Origin of the sequence: Streptomyces sp. NPDC102283 (assembly GCF_044766265.1) — a bacterium.
Lineage (GTDB): Bacteria > Actinomycetota > Actinomycetes > Streptomycetales > Streptomycetaceae > Streptomyces.
In genome coordinates this window covers 123,368-140,738 of record NZ_JBIWLQ010000005.1, presented here as the reverse complement: position 1 = coordinate 140,738, position 17,371 = coordinate 123,368, and the positions used below count along the sequence as shown (strand labels likewise).

The window sequence follows — 17,371 nt, the reverse complement described above, 5'->3', positions numbered from 1 at the left end:
CGGGATAATACACCGCCGCCCACTCGCCACGGAAGGCTTGACGGAGAAAGACCATCCGGTCGAGTGAACGGCTATCTCATGGACGGGACTTGGCGAGTAGCGTCGATCACGCCAATCGGAATCAGGTTGGTGCGACTCACCCAACTCTCTGAACCGGAGTGAACATGGCAATTCTTCAGGGCGCTACGGACAAGTGGACGAAGTCGTCGTACTCCGGGGGCAACGGCGCGTGCGTCGAGGTCAAGTCCCCGGTCGCCCTCTCCATCGCCGTCCGTGACTCGAAGGCCCCCCAGGGTCCCTCGCTCACCTTCGTCCCCGGTGCGTGGAACGCGTTCGTGCGCGACGTCGCCGCGGGCACCATCAACGCCTGACCCCGCACCACCGCACGACCACACCACCGCATGGCCGCACCACCTGATGGAGCCCTCTCGACCGGTTCGCCGTCCTGGCCGAGGGGGCTCGGCACGATCCGGGGGCGTTGCGCGGCGTCACCGCAGCCGGTCGACGTACCGGTCCGTCCCCGGCACGGTCGGCACGAACGGCGCGACCAGCTCGACCCGCCCGAGGCCGGTCTCCGCGACCGCCGCGTCCAGGCCGGTGAAGTGCCCCTCCCAGCAGCTCCGCGGATCCTCCTGGAGGAACCACAGCAGCGTCAGCCGGGTGTCGACTCCCTGGACCTGTTTCACGTACGTCATCCGGTCGCCGGGAAGGGGCGTCGGCCGGAACACCGTGACCATGGCCGCGGGCGACCCCTTCAGCAGCTTGGGGAGATGGCGCGAGCGCAGCCATTCCAGCAGCTCCGCCCGCCGCTCGGGCCCCTCGGCGTCGACGACCTGGAGGACGAGGCCCGCGTACGGGTGGTCGAGCGCGTGGAAGTCCCGGGGGCCGGCGGCCCCGTCGCGGTAGACGGTGGCCTCGTGGTCCTGGAAGGCCGTGAACACATGGGTCCGGTCCTGGTAGACCCGACCGTCCCGGTTCAGCCGCTTGTTGATGGCGACGGTCCACTTCATGTGGTCGTCGTAGCGCCCCTCCGTCACCCAGTACGTCGACAGGTAGCAGCCCGCGCCGACCGGCCGGGCGACCGCCGACGTCTCCGGGTACCGCAGTTCCTGGAGGTCCTTGGTGGCCACCCAGCGGCGTCCGGCGAACATCCACGGCATGGCCGTCGCGCCCGCGTAGTAGTGGTCGTCCTCGTACCAGCGGTTGTACGCGTACTCATGGCCGGGATGCGGTTCGACCATGGTGATCAGGGCGTGCCCCGGGCGCACCCCGTACGGCCCCGTCCCCGCCAGTTCCGCGTACCGCTCGCTCCCCGTCCCGCCGCCGCTGTCCGTGCCATTGCTCCCCGTACCGGCGCCATCGGCCATCACCCTGCCCGCCTTCCTCTTCCGTCCTCTTCCATCGGCTCCCGCATCCCCCTACTCTGACGGTCCGTCAGATAAACTTCCAGGGCCGGGAGGCGCCGATGCTGCTCGCGGGGAAGACCGTCATCGTGTCGGGCGTCGGGCCGGGACTCGGGCACCGGGTCGCTTCGACCGTCCTCCGGGACGGCGGACGCGCGGTGCTCGGGGCCCGCACGGCGGCCAACCTGGCCAGGTCGGTGGCGGAGATCGACCCGGAGGGCCGGCGCACGGCCCACCTGTCGACCGACATCACGGACGAGGCGCAGTGCGAGGCGCTGGCGGCGCTCGCGGTGGAGCGGTTCGGGGGGATCGACGCGGTGGTCCATGTCGCGGCCTGGGACAGCTACTTCGGCGGACTCCAGGACGCGGACTTCGCCACGTGGCAGTCGATCATCGACGTGAACCTCCTGGGCACGCTGCGGATGACCCGGGCCTGCCTGCCCGCCCTCAAGGTGCGGGGCGGCTCGGTGGTGGTGATCGGCACGCAGTCCGCGGTGGCCGCCCCCTCCCAGGTGCGGCAGGCGGCGTACGCGGCGTCGAAGGGGGCGCTCACCTCGGCCATGTACTCGCTCGCCCGGGAGCTGGGCCCGGACCGGATCCGGGTCAACACAGTGCTGCCGGGCTGGATGTGGGGGCCACCGGTGCAGGCGTACGTCCGGTTCACCGCGCACTCCGAGGGCGTACCGGAGCCCGAGGTGCTGGCCCGGCTCACCGAACGGATGGCGCTGCCGGAGCTGGCCACGGACGGGGACGTGGCGGAGGCCGTCACCTTCCTGGCCTCCGACCGGGCGCGGGCGATCACCGGCCAGTCACTGCTGGTCAACGCGGGCGAGCTGATGCGCTGACGCACGCGCCACCAAGCTCGCGCAGGCGCCCCGGGCCGCTCGCCCTCACCCCCGCGCACCGCTCCAGCCCTCGCACCGCTCCCGCCACTCGCACACGAGGCACCCTCCCTCTCGTCTTCTCGGCCGCACGGGACCCGCGTCCCGTGCGGCCTTCGCGCGTTGCCGCGCACTCCCTGAACTTCTCTGCACAGCCTGACGAAGTGCCCGCCCATCGTGTGGCCGCGGTCACGTTCACGACAACGCCCCGCAAGGTCAAGAACGAGTAAAATCGTTCGCCTTGCTGACCTTCGTTCACATCCATGACCATCAGGCAGCCTTGACCGAGGACACCGACAGAGGGTTCAATCCCCGAAGTCCCCGCTCCCGCAAGGGGACGCCGCTGAACGGCCGTACCGACGAAGTGCGCACCCGTTCACAAGGCGGACCCCTGGAGGGGGACATGAACAGTCTCGACTGGGCTGTACTCATCGGCTACTTCGGCGTGATGGTGGCGATCGGACTCTGGTCGCACAAGCGCGTGGACAACGTCAGCGACTTCTTCACGGCGGGCGGCAAGATGCCGTGGTGGCTGTCGGGCATCTCGCACCACATGTCCGGCTACAGCGCGGTGATGTTCACCGGTTACGCCGGCATCGCGTACCAGTACGGGGTCACGTCCTTCGTGACCTGGTCACTGCCCATCGCCATCGGCATCTTCATCGGAGCGAAGCTCTTCGCGCCCCGGCTGAACCGGCTGCGCTCACGGCTCCATGTCGCCTCGCCGCTGGAGTACCTCAAGAACCGCTACAACATCCGGACCCAGCAGGCGCTCGCCTGGTCGGGGCTGCTGCTGAAGATCGTGGACGTCGGCGCCAAGTGGGCGGCCATCGCGACCCTGTTGTCCGTCTTCACCGGCCTCTCCATCACCCAGGGCATCCTGATCACCGGGGTCGTCACCGGAATCTACTGCACCGTCGGCGGGCTGTGGGCGGATGCCCTCACCGAACTTGGCCAGTTCATCATCCAGTTGTTCGCCGGGCTGGCGATGCTGCTCGCCGTGATGAGCGAGCTCGACGGCTTCTCCACCCTGTGGACCGTCTGGGACAAGCTGCCGGAAGGGCACGCGGACCCGACCGCGGGCCCGTACACGGTGACGTTCCTGATGGCGTTCCTGTTCATCAAGACCTTCGAGTACAACGGAGGCATGTGGAACCAGGCCCAGCGGTACATGGCCACCGACTCGGCCGCCTCCGCCACCCGGTCCGCCCGACTCTCGGCGATCCTGTGGTTCGTCTGGCCGCTGGTGTTGTTCTTCCCGATGTGGTGCGCCCCGCTCCTGGTCGACGCGCAGAAGCCCGACGCCTCCGACAGCTACGCCCTGATGACCGAACAGCTGCTGCCGCACGGCCTGTTGGGCCTGGTCATCGTCGGCTTCTTCTCCCACACGATGGCCATGTGCTCCTCGGACGCCAACGCCATCGCGGCCGTCTTCACCCGGGATATCGCCCCGACGCTCTCGAAGGCGGCGCGCGGCTGGAACGAGCGTGCCGGGCTGCTCGCGGCCCGCTGGACCACCGTGGCCTTCCTCGCGCTGTCGATGGCCATCGCGACACAGATCAACTCGCCCGCGTTCAAGGACATCATCACCGTCGTGATCAAGTGGGTCGCCGGGCTGATGGGTCCGATCGCGATCCCGTTCATGCTGGGTCTGCTGCGCCCGTTCCGGAAGTCCGGTCCGACGGCGGCGCTGGTCAGCTGGGCCTCGGGCCTGTTCGCCTTCTGGCTGGTCAACTACCCGATCCACTGGGCCGTCGAGGGCGGGGTGCCGCTCCAGTACCAGGTGTCCGTGCCGCTCGCCGTCTCGCTCGTGCTCTACATCCTGATCGGCTTCGTGAAGCCGGAGGACACCCCGGAGCGCGACGCGCTCCTGACCCGGATCAACGAGGGGGACGGGGACGACGACGGGGACGGCACGACGACGACCCCTGTGATCCCCGCCCAGGACGGAGGCCCGGCCCCCGCCCCGCAGCCGCGCGGGTAGTCGGCACTGCCCCGCCCCGCAGCCGCGCGGGGGTGCGAACCGGGCGCCCTCAGCCGCGCGGGTAGCGGGCCAGCCAGCCCGGGGCGACGGCCGCCGGGCTGTGCAGGGCGGGGCCCTGGGTCATCTCCATCGCGAAGTCGTCGGCCAGTTCGAGGAGCGTGGCCCGTCCCTCCAGCTCCGCGAGCCAGGCCGGCGGCAGCGCGGTCTCGCCGTGCAGCGCCCCGAGCAGCGCCCCGCAGACCGACCCGGTGGCGCGGGAGGGGCCGCTGTGGTTGACGGCGAGTCGCAGCCCGTGCCGGACGTCCTCGCTGACCAGCGCGCAGTACACGGCGGCGGCGAGGACCTCCTCGGCGGCGTCGCTCGCGACCAGCGCCTCGATCAGGGCCGGGCCCGGGATGCCCTGCCGTACGGAGCCGAGGGCCTGCCGCAGGGCCTCGGTCACCGGCTCGTGGCCGGGGCGCTCGGCGAGCAGCGCCAGCACGTTCTGCACGGAGGCGTCCAGGCTCTCGCCCCGCGCGAGACCGTGCACCAGTACGGCGAAGGCTCCGGCGGACAGCTGGGCGGCGGGGTGCCCGTGGGACTGGGCCGCGCACTCGACGGCCAGTTGGAGCACGAGCCCCGGCTCCCAGCCCACCAGGAGCCCGAACGGCGCGGACCGGGTGAGGGCTCCCGCGTCCCGGGCGGTGGGGTTCTTCGGCCGGTCGAGGGTGCCCATGACCGAGTCGCCGAAACCGCCCAGGCACTCCCGGGCCGGCTCGCGGCGGGCGTAGAGCCACTCCTCGGCGGCCAGCCAGCCGTTGTCCTCGCGCCGCTCGTCGGGCCCCCAGTCGTGCTGGGTGGCGGCCCATCGCAGATGGGCCCGGTGCACATCGGTGGGCGGGTGCCAGGCCCCGGTGTCGCGGCGGACCTGGGCGCGGATCAGCCCGTCGACGGTGAACAGGGTGAGCTGGGTGAGGGCGGTGACGGCGCCGCGCCTGCCGTGCGCGGGAACATAGTCGGTGACCCCCTCGACACCGTGGGCCGCGCGGATCTCCTCCAGCACGAGCTCGCCGACCCCGGCCCCGAGCGCGTCCCCGACGGCGCCGCCGAGCAGCGCCCCACGGACCCGGCTGCGGAAATCCTGCTGCTCGGCCCGGCCCCAGACCGCCGTGGTCCCTGTGCTCACCCCGCCCCCTCCCCGTCACGACGTGCTCGTCCGCGCGGGCCTCTGCGGGCGACCGCGCAAGCACTGTAATCGAACGGGAACGGGCGGTAGAGGGGGCGAACCGGGTACGTACGGGTATGTCGACGGACGTCCCGCAGGTCGTTTTTGGGCCGGTGCGGGAGTCAGCGTCCGGGACACGCCTGGGCCGCCGTGGCGGCGAGCACGGCGTCGGCCGCCTCCTCGACCGTACGTCCGCCGCCGGTGTCGACCCGGGGCAGGTCCAGCGCGTCCACTGCCTCCAGCATCAGCGTCTGGAAGCGACCGGTACGGGCCAGGAACCGGTCCATGAGGTGCCGTTCCGCTTCCGTCGCCTCCTCGTAGCGCCCGGCCGCCCGCACCCGGTCGCGTACGACCGCGTCCTCGGCGGTGAGCCACACGGCGGCCGTACGGGGAACCGCCAGCCGGGCGACGCGGTCGGGCCAGAGCGCCGAGCCCTCCAGGACCAGGCCGGGAGCCCCGGCTCCCGCGCGGTCGGTGATCAACTCCTCGATACGCGGCCAGAGCCGTTCGTAGTGGTCGAGGACCGAGGCGAGGAGTTCGTCGGTGGTCAACGTCCCGTAGTGCTCGGCGACATGCGGCGGTACCTCGTGCTCCGGGGTCCGCCAGGGCCGTCCCGGGTGCCGGGCCAGTCCGTCCGTGGAGCGGTGCTCGAAACCGAGCCGCTCCGCCACCGCCTCCGCGACGGCCGACTTCCCGGTGTTCGAGGTCCCGCCGATCAGCACCACCCGCACTTCGCGCATCCCCCGACCCTACGACCCGGCCACCGCCCCCAGCCGCTGCCGCTGCGCCCGCGCCCACGCGTAGTCCGGGTCCAGGACCAGCGCCCGTTCGAGGTCCGCCAGCGCCTCCGGGATCCGGCCGAGCGCCTCCAGCGCGAGGGCCCTGCTGCCGTGCGCCCAGGCGTAGTCCGGGTCCAGGGCCAGGGCCCGGCCGTAGCAGGCGACGGCCTCCTCGGGCCGGCCCGTCGCCCGGTACACCTCGCCCCGCTCCCCCTCGGTCCCGGCCTGGCCGGGGGACAGCTCCTCGGCCCGGTCCAGGTCGGCGAGGGCCCCCACCGGGTCCCCCAGGACGGTGCGGACCCGGGACCGCCTCACCAGCGCCCAGGCGTACTCCGGCCACAGCGCGATCGCCCGGTCGAAGTCGTCGAGCGCCTCCTCGTGCCGTCCCAGCACATGGCGGACCAGGCCCCGGCTGCCCAGCGGCACGGCGTCGGACGGGTCCAGGGCGTGCGCCCGGTCCAGGACGGTCAGGGCCTCCTCCGGGCGGCCCATCCGCCGGTAGGTCTCCCCCCGCTCACGCACCGCCCAGGCCCAGGCGGGCGCGATCTCCTCGGCCCGGTCCAGGTCGGCGAGGGCCTCCTCGTAGCGGCCGAGCGAGCGCAGGATCACCGCCCGGCCCTGGTGGGCGCGTTCGCTGCGCGGGTCCACCGCGATCGCCCGCCCGTGGTCGGACAGCGCGGCATCCAGCTCTCCGGCGCGGAAGCGGTCCCAGGCGCGCACCACGAGGGCGGCGGCCCGGTCCGTGTCGGTCAGCTCGGCCCGGGTCAGCAGGAGACCGAGGGCGGCGGTGGGCCGGGGCCCGTGGTCCGTTATGGCGGCCAGCAGGTCCCGGCCCCAGTCGCGCAGTACGGCGTTGTCGGCGTCCTCGCCCGCTTCCGCGAGGGTCCGGGCCCAGTGGCGGGCACGGGACGGCGCCTGCCCGCACAGCTCGATCCCGGCGCGCAGGGCCTCGGGCAGTGCGGTGCGGGGGCGGGCGCAGAGCCGGTGGTAGAGCACGTCCAGGGCCGCCCGGCGCCAGGGCTGTTCGGCCCAGAGGCGTTCCGGGTCGATGCCCTCGGCCGCCGCGTCCCGCCGGGCGACGAAGGCGTCGGCCAGCCGGTCGTGCGCCGCCTTCCAGCGCCGCGGCGACCCGGTGCGCTGGAGGCGGAGCATCGGGGCCCGGACGACGGCGTGGTAGCGGGAGTGGCCGGAGTGCCGCTCGGCGACGAAGGGCAGCTCGTGCAGCCAGGCGTAGAGATCGGGCACGGCGTGCGGCCCGTTGCGCGGTGCGGCCACGGCGACGGCGACCAGGTCCTCGTCGAACCGGCGCGGCAGCGCGCAGGCGAGCGCGGCCGCCCGGCGGGCCGGGTCGCTCTCGCCGGCCAGGAAGCGCTCGACGGCCGTGGCGTTCGCCTCGCCGGCCGCCCCGGGGTTGGCGGCGAGCGTGGAGACCAGGACGGGCAGCCCGCCGGAGAGCCGCAGCACCTCCCGTACGACGGACTCCGTCACCACCCCGCGCCCGTGCAGGAGTTGGCGTGACTCGGCCTCCGTGAACGGCCCGAGCGGTACGTCGGCGACCAGCCGGCTCCGGTCGCCCCAGTGCACGGGGTCGAGGCGGCGCTGACCGGCCAGGGTGAGGACGAGGTTGGCGGGCAGGTCGCCGTACCGCCCGGGGGTCAGCAGGTCCGCCAGCCACCGGTCCAGTTGGGGTGCGGTGCGCTCGTAGGTGTCCAGGAAGAGGGCGATCCAGGGCACGGTGTCCGCGACCCGGTCCAGCTCGGCGACGAAGACCGGGGTGAGGACCCGCACCGGTTCCGCCAGCAGCAGGGCCTCCTCCTGCTGCCGGGCCCGCCCCCCGAACACCGCCCGCAGGCCGCCCGCGCCCCGCGCCACGACGGCCGGGTCGATGCCTCCGGCGAGCGCCCCGACGACGGGTATCGCCCCGGCCGCGATCAACCCGGCCTGCGCGGCGGCGAGCGCCCCGGGCGAAGGGCCGCCGGCCGGCGTCTCGCTGTCCGCCGCGAGCCGGCCGGCCGCGTCGTGGCGCGCGCGCCGGTAGGTGGCGAGCAGTCGGTCCAGTGCCTTGAGCGGGTATCCCTGCTCGGCGAACTGCGCGACGAAGTCGGCGAGTACGTCCGGCACGGAGTCGGCGCTCTCGTCGACCGACGCGGTCAGCGCCCCGAACTCCCCCGCCACCTCACGCCATTCCCGTACGAGCGAGGTCTTGCCGACCCCGGCGTTGCCCCGCACATGGAAGACGAACCGGTGGCGCGGGTCCTCGGGAGGACGCGTGAAGTTGGCCCGGTACAGGCCGAGTTCGGCTTCACGCCCGACGAAGGCGGCTCGGCGCTGCCCCTCGATGATCTGTTGGAGGGAGAGGCGGCGGGGGCTCGGCGGATGCATGGGGCCAGTCTGTCAGCGGGTCCGGGCGGCGGGGAGGCGGACGAGCAGGACCGGGACGGCGAAGACCCGGACGGCCGGGAGCCGGACGGGCAGAACCCGGGCGGCCGAAACCCTGCCGCCTGAGTCACCGCCCGAGTCACCCGTGCCCGGTCGGCCGGGAGCCCGTACGCCCGGCGGGGGCGACCGCCGCCAGCGCGGCGGCCAGCGGGAAGAGCGCCACCACGCCGAGCGCCGTGGAGAGCGACATCGACTTCGCCAGGGCGCCCGCGGTGGCACTGCCGACGCCGCCGCCGACGAAGAACGTGAGGTTGAGCAGCCCCATCGCACCGCCGCGCCGGGCCGGTTCGATGTGCCCCGACATCAGCGCGGTGGTGAACACCTGCGTGACGGAGAACGTGGAGAACCCGAGCGAGGCGCCGAGGATCAGCAGCAGCGCGCCGGAGCCGGACAGCGCGCCGGCGAGGGCCGCGGCGAAGGCGAGCGAGACCGCGGCGAGAAGCCGGTGGCCGTGGTCGCCCGCGGTGAGACGGCCGGCCAGCCTGGAGAGCACCGCGCCGACGACCGCGCCGGGCAGCAGCCGGAGACCGACGGACAGGACGCTCCAGCCGTGGTCGCGGACGAGGAGCTGCGGTACGGCGTACATCGCGGCGAACAGGCCGCCGTAGACGCCGATGCCGATGACGGCCGCCTTCAGGAACACGCGGTCGGTGACGAGCGCGCGCGGTACGAAGGAGGTGTCGCGGCCACGGGTGCGCCAGGTGAGTCCGGCGGCCGACAGGACCAGTACGGCGGCGGTCGCGATCACCAGCGGGGTGCCCAGCGCGAGCGCGGAGGACTGGATCAGCACGAGGAACGACATGGCGGTGAACGTCAGCAGGGCCGCACCCGGCAGGTCCATCGAGCGGCCGGAGTTCTTGCGCGCCGGCGCCCCGGCCAGGCACAGCGGGACGACGATCAGGGAGAGCGCGGGCAGGACCAGGGCGATGCGCCAGGTCACCCACTCGGTGAGGACACCGCCCGCCAGGGTGGCGCCGGCCGAGAAGATCGCCATCGTCGCCCCGAATCCGGCGAAGACCCGCGGCCGCCGGTCCGGCGGCACCGAGGCGGTGAGCGCCATGGCACAGGCCGCCATGGCGCCGGAACCGGCGGCCTGCACGAAGCGCCCGGCCACCAGGACGCCGAGGTCGGTCGCGACGAGGCAGATGACGGCGCCGACCGCGAGGGCCGGCGAGCCGAGCAGCAGGGCGGCGCGCACGCCGCGGGTGTCGGTGAGACGGCCGAACAGCGCGGTGCCGACGCCGAGGGCGAGCGCGTGGGCGGTCAGGACCCAGGCCGTCGCGGTGGACGAGGCATCGAGCGAGGACGCCACGTCGGGCAGCGCGACGCCGGCGGCGGTGACGCCGAAGACGACCGGGCCGAACAGGGCGCCGTAGCGCAGACCGTCCGAGCGGGCTCCCGGCGAGGAGACGGTGCCGGCGGCCGCGGTCGACGCGGCCTCGTGCGTGGTCACGATGGACTCCAAAGGATGACGGCCGACTCGTTCACGGGCGCGGCGCGATGTTGTGGTTGAGCCGGAAGAGGTTGTCGGGGTCGACCGCGGCCTTCACGCGCGCCAGTCGGCCCAGGGTCTCCGCGTCGTAGCACTCCGCCGCCGAGTCGGCCGTGTCCGCCCCCGCGAGGAAGTTCAGATAGCGGCGGCCTGTGCTCCACGGCTCCATCGGCCCCAGAACCACGTCCGGCGAGCCGGGCGGAGAGAGAGTGGACAGCGTGTACGCGCCCTCGCGGACGCCCACCGCGTTGGGCACCTCGGCGGGCCGGGAGAGCGCGCCGCCGAGATGACGCACCTCGACCATCAGGTCACCGCAGGACGAGCCTGCCCCGGCCGCCCGCAGCAGCGCCTCCATGGCGTCGACGCCCAACTCCTCGAGTACGACGTTGCGTTCGTGGTACGCGAGGGGATGCACCGGGTCCTGGTGGATGTCGGCCACCGCCGCGTACGGCATCTCGGCGACCGAGTCCGCCAACGGCGTACCGCACGCGCGCAGCGGGCGGACGAGCCTCTCCCCCTCCTCGGCCCGGCCGGTGAACGCGATCCGCACATGCGCCGCGAACGTCCCGCGGAGGAACTCCGGCACGTCGGGCACGTCCGGCAGCCGCAGCAGCGACACGGAGGAGGTCATCTCCTCGGGCACGGTCGCGGTCCACTGCCGCCAGGTGTGCAGGACCCGCGCCGCCTCCTCACCGGGGAAGTGGATCCCGCCGCCGTAGAGCCGGCGCACCGGCATCAGGCCGAACCACAGCCCGGTGACGATGCCGAAGTTCCCCTTGCCGCCGCGCAGCGCCCAGAACAGGTCCGGATGCCGGTCGCGGGTGACCTGCCGGACGCTTCCGTCGGCGGTGACGACCTCGATACGGGTCACATGGTCGGCGGCGAACCCGAACTGCCGCCCCAGCGGCCCGAGTCCACCGCCCAGCGTGTAACCCACGACGCCGACCAGCGGGGACGACCCGTTGAGAGGAGCGAGCCCGTGCGGTGCGGCGGCGGAGATCACCTGATGCCACTGGGCCCCGGCCTCCACGTAGGCCGTACGGGTGAGGGGGTCGACGGCGACCGCGTTCATCCGGCGGGTGGCGACGAGGACCCCGCCGGGCGCGGGCGCCGCGATGCCGTGGCCGGTCGCCTGGACGGCGACGGGGAGCCCCTCCCGGGCGGCGAAGGACACCGCGGCGGACACGTCGCCGGCCGACCGGGCGGCGACGATCACGTCGGGCCGGTGCCGCGCGATGCGGTTGAAGCCCGCGAGTTCCCGTGCGTACTCCGCGTCCTCGGGGGTGAAGACCTCACCCTTGAGCCGGGCGACGAGCCCGTCCAGGGAGCCCGCGGCGATTCCCGCATGTCCGGGCAGTCCGGTCAATGCGGTCATTTCGGGTAGTTCGGGTAGTCCGACCACGATCACGTCCTTCCTCGTCGCGCCGAGCGTCGGCGGACGAGGAGGAGTGTTCTCGTCCGGGAGGGCCCCTTCCATCCCCTGCTTGAGGGGTTGGAAGGGGCTGGCAGAACTGGCACATTCATGGGATGACCGGTTCGACGATCTCCCGCACCTCGGCCTCCCGTACCTCGGTCGGCCGGGCGGAACTGCTTTCCCGGACCGCCAAGGCAACCGACGCGCTCAGCCTGTTCGCCGAGGCTTCGGCCCACCTGCGCCGGCTCATGCCGTACGACGCGGCGGTATGGCGCGTCACCGACCCGGTGACCGGCATGATGACCGCGCCGATCCGCGCGGAGAACCTGGACGAGGGCGGCTGCGCCGTCTACTGGGAGTCCGAACTGTTCACCGAGAACGTCAACCTCTTCCGCGACCTGGCGCGGGCCCCCGTGCCGGTCGCCGGGCTCCGGCAGACGACCGGTGACCTGCCCGCGCGCAGCACGCTCTACGAGACCTTCATGCGCCCGCGGGGATTCCACGACGAATTGCGAGCGGTCCTACGCGTGGGGGGCCGCCCCCAGGGCCACATCAGCCTGTTCCGGACCGAGGGGCGTCCGGCCTTCGACGACGCCGAGACCCGGCTGATCGCCTCCGTCATCACTCCGCTCGCCAAGCAGCTGCGCTCGTTCGCCGAGCCCGCCCCGCAGCCGAAGCCGCAACCGGACGGCCCGCACGGCCCCGGACTCCTCCTCTTCGACGCGACCGGCACTCTGCTGTCGTTCAACGACGACGCCCTGGCCTACCTCGACACGCTCCCCGAGGGCCCCACCGTTCCCTCACCCCAGGGCATCCGGGTGCCGTCCTTCATCCAGGCGACCGCGATGAAGGCCCGCGCTGTGGCCGAGGAACGGGACCACGGCCAGACCCGCGCCCGGGTACGGGTACGGAACCGGGCCGGCCGCTGGCTGGTCTGCCACGCCTCCTGCCTGCGGGAGGCGGACGGTGTACCGGGCGCCTCCGCCGTGGTGATCGAGCCGGCGAAGACCTCGGAGATCGTGCCCCTGATCGTGGACGCGTACGAGCTCACCGACCGGGAGACCGAGGTCACCCAGTACATCGCCCGCGGCCTCCCGACCGGCGAGATCGCCGCACAGCTGCACCTCTCCCCGCACACCGTCCGGGACCACATCAAGGCGGTCTTCGAGAAGGCCGGTGTCTCCAGCCGCGGCGAACTGGTGGGCAAGCTGTTCACCGAGCACTACGCGCCTCTGGCCGAGAAGAGCATGACCCGGGTCCGTACCGACTGACGACGGACGGTCCCGCGCCTGTCACCGGTCACCGGCGTCCGGCAGCCGCTGCCCCCGGCTGTGCGCGACGAGCAGCACATCCCGCAGGGACAGAACGGCCTGCGTCAGCGCGAACCGTACGGCGACCTCGCCGGCCGCCCGGTCCGCCAGCACCTCCTGCGCCCCTTCCAGTACGACGTTCCCGCACTCGATCTGCTCCTCCTCCATCTCGTCGGCGAGCCGGGAGAGCCTGCTGTTCGGGTCGCCGGTGCTCAGGTAGCAGGGCTTGCCTTCGAGGGACCTCCAGGGGAGGAGGCGGAGCTGCGAGGTGTCGTTCATGTCGTTCCTCAGCGTGTGGGGATGAGCGTGACGTCACGCCTGGAGACGGGGAAACGGCTCTCGCCCAGGAAACGGAGAGCGAGGCCGAGTCGGTCGAGGAACAGGTCATAGCGCGCTCCGGCCGTCAGCAGTTGCTCTTCCGCAATCCGGCCCCCACCGTTCGGATCATCCTGGTCGAGTACGGGTTGCGTCGTCCGGTGGGTGACGCGAAGGCGTGGGAAGCCCAGTTGGAGCATCTGATCGAGATCGCGGAGCTGCCGATGGTCACTCTTCAGGTGCTGCCGTTCTCGGCCGGGGCGCATCATCTGATGAACGGCTCCCTTACGCTCCTGTGGCAGGAGGACGGGAGCGCCGTTGCCTATATGGAGGGCAACCAGTGCTCTGATTTGCAGGAAGATCCGGAAGACGTCACGCGCTCCCGGCTGTCCTACGATCGGGCACGGGATCGGTCGCCGCCCCCGCCCGGGTCCACTGCTTTCATCAGGGGCGTCCTGAAGGAGTTCAGAGCATCATGAAGCGCAGGCCCGACCTCTCCACCGCGACCTGGCGCAAGTCGAGCTACAGCGACGGCGGCGACAACAACTGCATCGAGGTGGCCGACGGCTATCCCGGCCTGATCCCCGTACGCGACAGCAAGGTCCCCGCCGGCCCCGTACTCCTCGTCGCCACTCCCGCGTGGGCGGCCTTCGTGGGGTTCGCGGCCGAGCGCTGACCCTCGCCGCCGTACGCCGCAGGGCCCGCGCCCCAGACCTCCCCGGGCTGGGGCGCGGGCCCGCGCGCCTACTCAACCGCCCCCTGAGTACCGGCGCTCATGATCCCGTCCCGGCCGCTGCCTAGCGTGGCGCGCATGGACACGGAAGCGACCGCAGCAGACACGTCAGCCACGGACTCCTCACCCGCCGGCAGCTCGCGGGGGTCCTACGGCTGCTCGATCGCGGTGATCGCCTTCTTCGTGCTGATCATCCTGGGAGCGGCTGCCGTCACGGAGTTCGAGAAGAGTCTCGACGGTGACGGTCAGATGGAGCAGCCCGGCCTCTCGGGCAGTGTGTCCCAACCGCTCGGCCCTGGCATGACGGCCCGGTACGAGGACGGCCTGTGGGTCACCATCAGCCGCCCCGAGCCCCATGGTGACGGCACCTACAGTCTCACCGTGACCTTCAAGAACGGCACCGACGAGGAACTGCGCCTCAACGGTGACTCGTTTCCCCCGCCCCTCGTCGTCCGGGCCGGCGAGTCCGGCGACGACGACGCCAGCCTCTACAGCTTGACCTGGCTGAACTCGGAGAAGTCCGCCGCCGCCCTCGTACCTCCCCTCCCCGAGAGCCAGGAGCGCACCGTCCCGGTCCGCTTGAAGCCGGCCCGGAAGGGCACCCCGGTCACGGTCGAGGTCACCCCTCCGGACGCCGGCTACCGGGAAACGTCCCACTTCCAGGTCGCTCTCGGCTGAGCCTCCGGGCCACCCCGGCCCGCGCCGTCCCCGTCAGCCCCCGACCCGCGCCCCGGCCCACGCGCGGGCCGCCGCCACGTCCTGCGTGGCCATCGTCGGGCAGCCCCACAGCTGCTCGCCGCTGTGAATCGATGCCGCGCGCTCCGCCGGGAGGTCCGCCTGCGCCACGAAGGCGAGGCCGCGGCAGAGCTCCGTGAGGCCGGGCCGGATCAGCTTGAGGGTCCGGACGCGTTCGGCGGTGGACGTACCGGATGCCGCTGCAGCGGGAGTGCGCCCCTGTGGCGGTGCGGGCATCAGGAGGATCGCCGCGAACGGCTCGGCACGCTCGGTGAGAGCCCGCAACTCGTCGAGGACCAGCGCTTGCGCCTGGTCCATGGGCAACCCCGAGGCGTCGATCTCCCGTGGCTCCCGTGCTGCTCCCCGTATGTCCATCAGCCGACCCTAACAGCATTAGCGACCGCTGGTCACTAATGTGATCCCGCCCCTCCCCGCATACGCTTGCCCCGATGAACAGCACCGGAAGGAACGGGCCCGGGCGGCCGCCGCGGCTGAGCCGGGAACGGATCGCCGAAGCCGCCCTGCGAGGGGACGTGGCCACGCTCACCATGCGGGAGCTCGCGACGAGGCTCGGGGTCGCGCACTCGTCGCTGTACCGGTGGGTGCCCGATCGCGACGGGGTGCTGGACCTCGTCAGCGAGGTCATGGTCGGCCGGGTGCTCCCCGAGGACGAGCCCGACGCCGGGACCTGGCTCGACTGGCTGGAGCGGCTGGCGTGGGCGATGCACGACGAGTTCCTGGCGGTGCCCGGATACGCCGCGCATGTGGCCCACCCACACCGCCACCACCTCGGGTCCTTCGAGCGGCTGCGCGACAAGGCCGTCGCCGCGTTCCGCGCGGGCGGCGCGGACACCGCGCAGGCCGAGCAGAACTGGTCCGTCTTCGGCCTCGGCGTGGTCCGTTGGCTGGCGGCGGCGGGCAGCGCCCCGGCGGAGCCGCCGTTCGCCCTCTACCTCGGCACGCTGCTGCGCGGCCTGCCCCGCCCCGATGAGGAGCACCGCGCGCACGCATGACGCTCCGCCCGGCTCGCTGTCAGCGCACGGTGCCGTCCCACTGCCACTCCACGCGCCGGGGCAGCCCGGGGAGCGCGGCCCGGCCCGTGCACCACAGCAGAGTGTCGGACGGGAGGTGTCCGGAAGGCGCGCCGGGGAAGAGGCGGCCCAGAACGGCGGCGCTCGCGGGATCGGGCAGGGCCCACGGGACACCGAGGGCGCGGGTGATGTCGTGGGTGTGGAGGGTCAGTTCGGTGATCGCCATGGCGGCGAAGCCGCCGGCGTCGGAGTGACCCCAGGGGTGCCAGGCCCGTACGTCCGGCGCCGTGCCGCGGATGGTGGAGCCGGCGAGGGCCGACGCGATGCGGAGGCCGTCCAGGCAGTCGGCGAGGGGGGCCTCGGGGTCGAGGGAGGCGAAGAGCGTGATGTAGCGGTCGGTGGGACGGGCGATGAGCAGGCCCGCGTAACCGGTCAGGCCGAGGGCGAGGTGGTCCAGGGTCTGGCGGCAGGTCCAGTCGAGGCCGTGGGCGGGGCGCGACCAGTCCCGCCCGGCCGCCTCCCCCAGGGCGGCCAGGCTGTCGTCGGTGGCGGTCGCGAGCAGGTCCGCCCAGCGCGGAGCACGAGCCGCCGGGTCCGGAGACTCCATCGGGTCCGGAGACTCCATCGGGTCCGAAGGCGACGCCGGGGCCTGAGCAGGGGATGCGACGGTCGACCGGGTCATCGTCATGCGCCGGCCGCCCTCTTCCTCAGGACCTCGATGACGCTCGCGTAGCTGTCGGAGCCGTGGCCCGCGTCCCGGGCGCGCTCCATGGTGACCTTGAGAAGTTCGGGCAGGGCGTTGTCGAGACCCCGGGCCGCCGCGGCGTGCAGGAGGTGATCGATGGTCGCGATCTGTACGTCGACGGTGGCGTCGTCACCCGGGTAGCGGCCGGCGTCGACCTGGGCGGCGTAGGTGGTGAGGAACCCGGTCACGGCGCTCAGCCAGCGGATCGCGACCGGGGTGAAGGCCGTGGCCTCGATCTTCTCCGCGCCGACCAGGGCGGTGCCGTGCAGCCAGCCGGTCATGGTGGACCACATCAGGCCGAGTAGCGCGGCGTCGTAGAGGGAGGCCAGACCCGGCTCGGTGCCCAGGTGCAGAGGATCGCCCAGGGCCGCCAGGGTCGGGCGGTGGGTTTCGAGGACGGTACGCGACCCGCTGTAGAGGAACATCATCTCGGGGCTGCCGACCCCCGGCGGAGTGGTCATGATCGCGCCGTCGAGGTAGTCGGCGGAGTGCGAGCGGGCCCACTCGGCGACTTCCTGGGCCTGCTCGGGCGACCCCGAGGTGAGGTTGACCAGGGATTTGCCCGCCAGGCCGCCCGCGATGGGGTCGAGGGTGGCGTGCAGCGCGTCGTAGTCCAGTACGCACACGATGATCAGCGGGCTCGCCGCGACGGCCTCCTCGGGCGTCGCGGCGAGTCGGGCGCCTCGCTCGGCCAACGCCCGCGCCTTGTGCGCCGAACGGTTCCACACCGTGGTCGGGTGCCCCCGCTCCAACAGGGCGGCGGCCAGTGCCCGTCCCATCTGCCCCAGCCCGATGACCGTCACGGCCGAACGCTCGGTACCCATGCTCCGACAACTCCCTGTCCGTCTGCCCACGCCTGGGCCGGTTGATCACGTACGCACCACGCTCGCAGCAGGAGAAGGGCGG

Annotated in this window: 18 protein-coding genes; 8 read left to right on the top strand and 10 right to left on the bottom strand. The window is 72.8% G+C overall.

The genetic code is table 11. The features are described 5' to 3' along the window. Positions 1-164: 164 nt before the first annotated feature. Positions 165-371 (top strand): DUF397 domain-containing protein, encoded by a 207-nt coding sequence (locus ACIRJT_RS12180; protein WP_403907747.1) that lies wholly within the window; start codon positions 165-167, stop codon positions 369-371. A 117-nt stretch (positions 372-488) separates the two neighbouring features. Here the strand turns inward: ACIRJT_RS12180 and ACIRJT_RS12175 are convergent, their stop codons facing one another. Then, positions 489-1,367, bottom strand: a complete 879-nt coding sequence (locus ACIRJT_RS12175) for a hypothetical protein (RefSeq protein WP_403907745.1) — start codon at positions 1,365-1,367, stop codon at positions 489-491. Between the two features lie 98 nt (positions 1,368-1,465). On the opposite strand from ACIRJT_RS12175, the gene ACIRJT_RS12170 reads away from it, so the two are divergent. Beyond that, positions 1,466-2,248 (top strand): SDR family oxidoreductase, encoded by a 783-nt coding sequence (locus ACIRJT_RS12170; RefSeq protein ID WP_403907743.1) that lies wholly within the window; start codon positions 1,466-1,468, stop codon positions 2,246-2,248. Positions 2,249-2,687: 439 nt separating this feature from the next. After that, positions 2,688-4,268, top strand: a complete 1,581-nt coding sequence (locus ACIRJT_RS12165) for a sodium:solute symporter family protein (protein ID WP_403907741.1) — start codon at positions 2,688-2,690, stop codon at positions 4,266-4,268. Positions 4,269-4,317: 49 nt separating this feature from the next. Here ACIRJT_RS12165 and ACIRJT_RS12160 read toward each other — a convergent pair whose 3' ends face one another. From ACIRJT_RS12160 to ACIRJT_RS12140, 5 genes are all read right to left on the bottom strand, one after another. Then, positions 4,318-5,433: an ADP-ribosylglycohydrolase family protein gene (locus ACIRJT_RS12160; RefSeq protein WP_403907739.1), complete on the bottom strand. Its 1,116-nt coding sequence runs from the start codon at positions 5,431-5,433 to the stop codon at positions 4,318-4,320. A 161-nt stretch (positions 5,434-5,594) separates the two neighbouring features. After that, positions 5,595-6,212 carry a hypothetical protein gene (locus tag ACIRJT_RS12155; protein ID WP_403907737.1) on the bottom strand — a complete coding sequence of 206 codons (618 nt, stop codon included), beginning with the start codon at positions 6,210-6,212 and terminating at the stop codon, positions 5,595-5,597. 9 nt (positions 6,213-6,221) lie between these two features. After that, the gene (locus tag ACIRJT_RS12150) at positions 6,222-8,633 is read right to left on the bottom strand and encodes a tetratricopeptide repeat protein (protein WP_403907735.1); all 2,412 of its coding nucleotides are present in this window, start codon (positions 8,631-8,633) and stop codon (positions 6,222-6,224) included. Between the two features lie 136 nt (positions 8,634-8,769). Continuing rightward, complete coding sequence (locus ACIRJT_RS12145) at positions 8,770-10,143, bottom strand: MFS transporter (protein ID WP_403907733.1); 1,374 nt, start codon at positions 10,141-10,143, stop codon at positions 8,770-8,772. 31 nt (positions 10,144-10,174) lie between these two features. After that, a complete protein-coding gene (locus ACIRJT_RS12140) occupies positions 10,175-11,557 on the bottom strand; it encodes an FAD-binding oxidoreductase (RefSeq protein WP_403907731.1) in 1,383 nt (460 codons plus the stop codon). 152 nt (positions 11,558-11,709) lie between these two features. On the opposite strand from ACIRJT_RS12140, the gene ACIRJT_RS12135 reads away from it, so the two are divergent. Further along, on the top strand, positions 11,710-12,867 hold the full coding sequence (locus ACIRJT_RS12135) for a LuxR C-terminal-related transcriptional regulator (protein WP_403907729.1): 1,158 nt from the start codon (positions 11,710-11,712) through the stop codon (positions 12,865-12,867). A 21-nt stretch (positions 12,868-12,888) separates the two neighbouring features. Here the strand turns inward: ACIRJT_RS12135 and ACIRJT_RS12130 are convergent, their stop codons facing one another. Continuing rightward, positions 12,889-13,185 carry a sulfatase gene (locus ACIRJT_RS12130; RefSeq protein ID WP_403907727.1) on the bottom strand — a complete coding sequence of 99 codons (297 nt, stop codon included), beginning with the start codon at positions 13,183-13,185 and terminating at the stop codon, positions 12,889-12,891. Between the two features lie 107 nt (positions 13,186-13,292). On the opposite strand from ACIRJT_RS12130, the gene ACIRJT_RS12125 reads away from it, so the two are divergent. The 3 genes from ACIRJT_RS12125 to ACIRJT_RS12115 all read left to right on the top strand — a co-directional run bounded on the left by ACIRJT_RS12125 (position 13,293) and on the right by ACIRJT_RS12115 (position 14,632). Then, positions 13,293-13,700, top strand: coding sequence for a DUF5753 domain-containing protein (locus ACIRJT_RS12125; protein ID WP_403908237.1), 408 nt, complete (start codon positions 13,293-13,295; stop codon positions 13,698-13,700). Further along, on the top strand, positions 13,697-13,897 hold the full coding sequence (locus tag ACIRJT_RS12120) for a DUF397 domain-containing protein (protein WP_403907725.1): 201 nt from the start codon (positions 13,697-13,699) through the stop codon (positions 13,895-13,897). The genes ACIRJT_RS12125 and ACIRJT_RS12120 overlap by 4 nt, the downstream gene beginning before the upstream one ends. Before the next feature lie 135 nt (positions 13,898-14,032). Continuing rightward, entirely contained in the window at positions 14,033-14,632 is a 600-nt protein-coding gene (locus tag ACIRJT_RS12115; RefSeq protein ID WP_403907723.1) for a hypothetical protein, read from the top strand. 33 nt (positions 14,633-14,665) lie between these two features. Here ACIRJT_RS12115 and ACIRJT_RS12110 read toward each other — a convergent pair whose 3' ends face one another. Next, the gene (locus ACIRJT_RS12110; RefSeq protein WP_403907721.1) at positions 14,666-15,064 is read right to left on the bottom strand and encodes a hypothetical protein; all 399 of its coding nucleotides are present in this window, start codon (positions 15,062-15,064) and stop codon (positions 14,666-14,668) included. Between the two features lie 74 nt (positions 15,065-15,138). Here ACIRJT_RS12110 and ACIRJT_RS12105 point away from each other — a divergent pair, with 74 nt between their 5' ends. Then, positions 15,139-15,702, top strand: coding sequence for a TetR/AcrR family transcriptional regulator (locus ACIRJT_RS12105; protein ID WP_403907719.1), 564 nt, complete (start codon positions 15,139-15,141; stop codon positions 15,700-15,702). Between the two features lie 19 nt (positions 15,703-15,721). Here ACIRJT_RS12105 and ACIRJT_RS12100 read toward each other — a convergent pair whose 3' ends face one another. Then, positions 15,722-16,327, bottom strand: coding sequence for a maleylpyruvate isomerase N-terminal domain-containing protein (locus tag ACIRJT_RS12100; protein WP_403907717.1), 606 nt, complete (start codon positions 16,325-16,327; stop codon positions 15,722-15,724). Positions 16,328-16,404: 77 nt separating this feature from the next. Further along, positions 16,405-17,289: an NAD(P)-dependent oxidoreductase gene (locus ACIRJT_RS12095; protein WP_403907715.1), complete on the bottom strand. Its 885-nt coding sequence runs from the start codon at positions 17,287-17,289 to the stop codon at positions 16,405-16,407. Between the last annotated feature and the right edge of the window lie 82 nt (positions 17,290-17,371).

Bases quoted from the DNA above. Each gene is read 5' to 3' on its own strand.
- ACIRJT_RS12180 (WP_403907747.1), top strand. From the start codon at position 165: ATGGCAATTCTTCAGGGCGCTACGGACAAGTGGACGAAGTCGTCGTAC.
- ACIRJT_RS12175 (WP_403907745.1), bottom strand. From the start codon at position 1,367: ATGGCCGATGGCGCCGGTACGGGGAGCAATGGCACGGACAGCGGCGGC.
- ACIRJT_RS12170 (WP_403907743.1), top strand. From the start codon at position 1,466: ATGCTGCTCGCGGGGAAGACCGTCATCGTGTCGGGCGTCGGGCCGGGA.
- ACIRJT_RS12165 (WP_403907741.1), top strand. From the start codon at position 2,688: ATGAACAGTCTCGACTGGGCTGTACTCATCGGCTACTTCGGCGTGATG.
- ACIRJT_RS12155 (WP_403907737.1), bottom strand. From the start codon at position 6,212: ATGCGCGAAGTGCGGGTGGTGCTGATCGGCGGGACCTCGAACACCGGG.
- ACIRJT_RS12150 (WP_403907735.1), bottom strand. From the start codon at position 8,633: ATGCATCCGCCGAGCCCCCGCCGCCTCTCCCTCCAACAGATCATCGAG.
- ACIRJT_RS12140 (WP_403907731.1), bottom strand. From the start codon at position 11,557: ATGACCGCATTGACCGGACTGCCCGGACATGCGGGAATCGCCGCGGGC.
- ACIRJT_RS12135 (WP_403907729.1), top strand. From the start codon at position 11,710: ATGACCGGTTCGACGATCTCCCGCACCTCGGCCTCCCGTACCTCGGTC.
- ACIRJT_RS12130 (WP_403907727.1), bottom strand. From the start codon at position 13,185: ATGAACGACACCTCGCAGCTCCGCCTCCTCCCCTGGAGGTCCCTCGAA.
- ACIRJT_RS12120 (WP_403907725.1), top strand. From the start codon at position 13,697: ATGAAGCGCAGGCCCGACCTCTCCACCGCGACCTGGCGCAAGTCGAGC.
- ACIRJT_RS12115 (WP_403907723.1), top strand. From the start codon at position 14,033: ATGGACACGGAAGCGACCGCAGCAGACACGTCAGCCACGGACTCCTCA.
- ACIRJT_RS12110 (WP_403907721.1), bottom strand. From the start codon at position 15,064: ATGGACATACGGGGAGCAGCACGGGAGCCACGGGAGATCGACGCCTCG.
- ACIRJT_RS12105 (WP_403907719.1), top strand. From the start codon at position 15,139: ATGAACAGCACCGGAAGGAACGGGCCCGGGCGGCCGCCGCGGCTGAGC.
- ACIRJT_RS12100 (WP_403907717.1), bottom strand. From the start codon at position 16,327: ATGGAGTCTCCGGACCCGGCGGCTCGTGCTCCGCGCTGGGCGGACCTG.
- ACIRJT_RS12095 (WP_403907715.1), bottom strand. From the start codon at position 17,289: ATGGGTACCGAGCGTTCGGCCGTGACGGTCATCGGGCTGGGGCAGATG.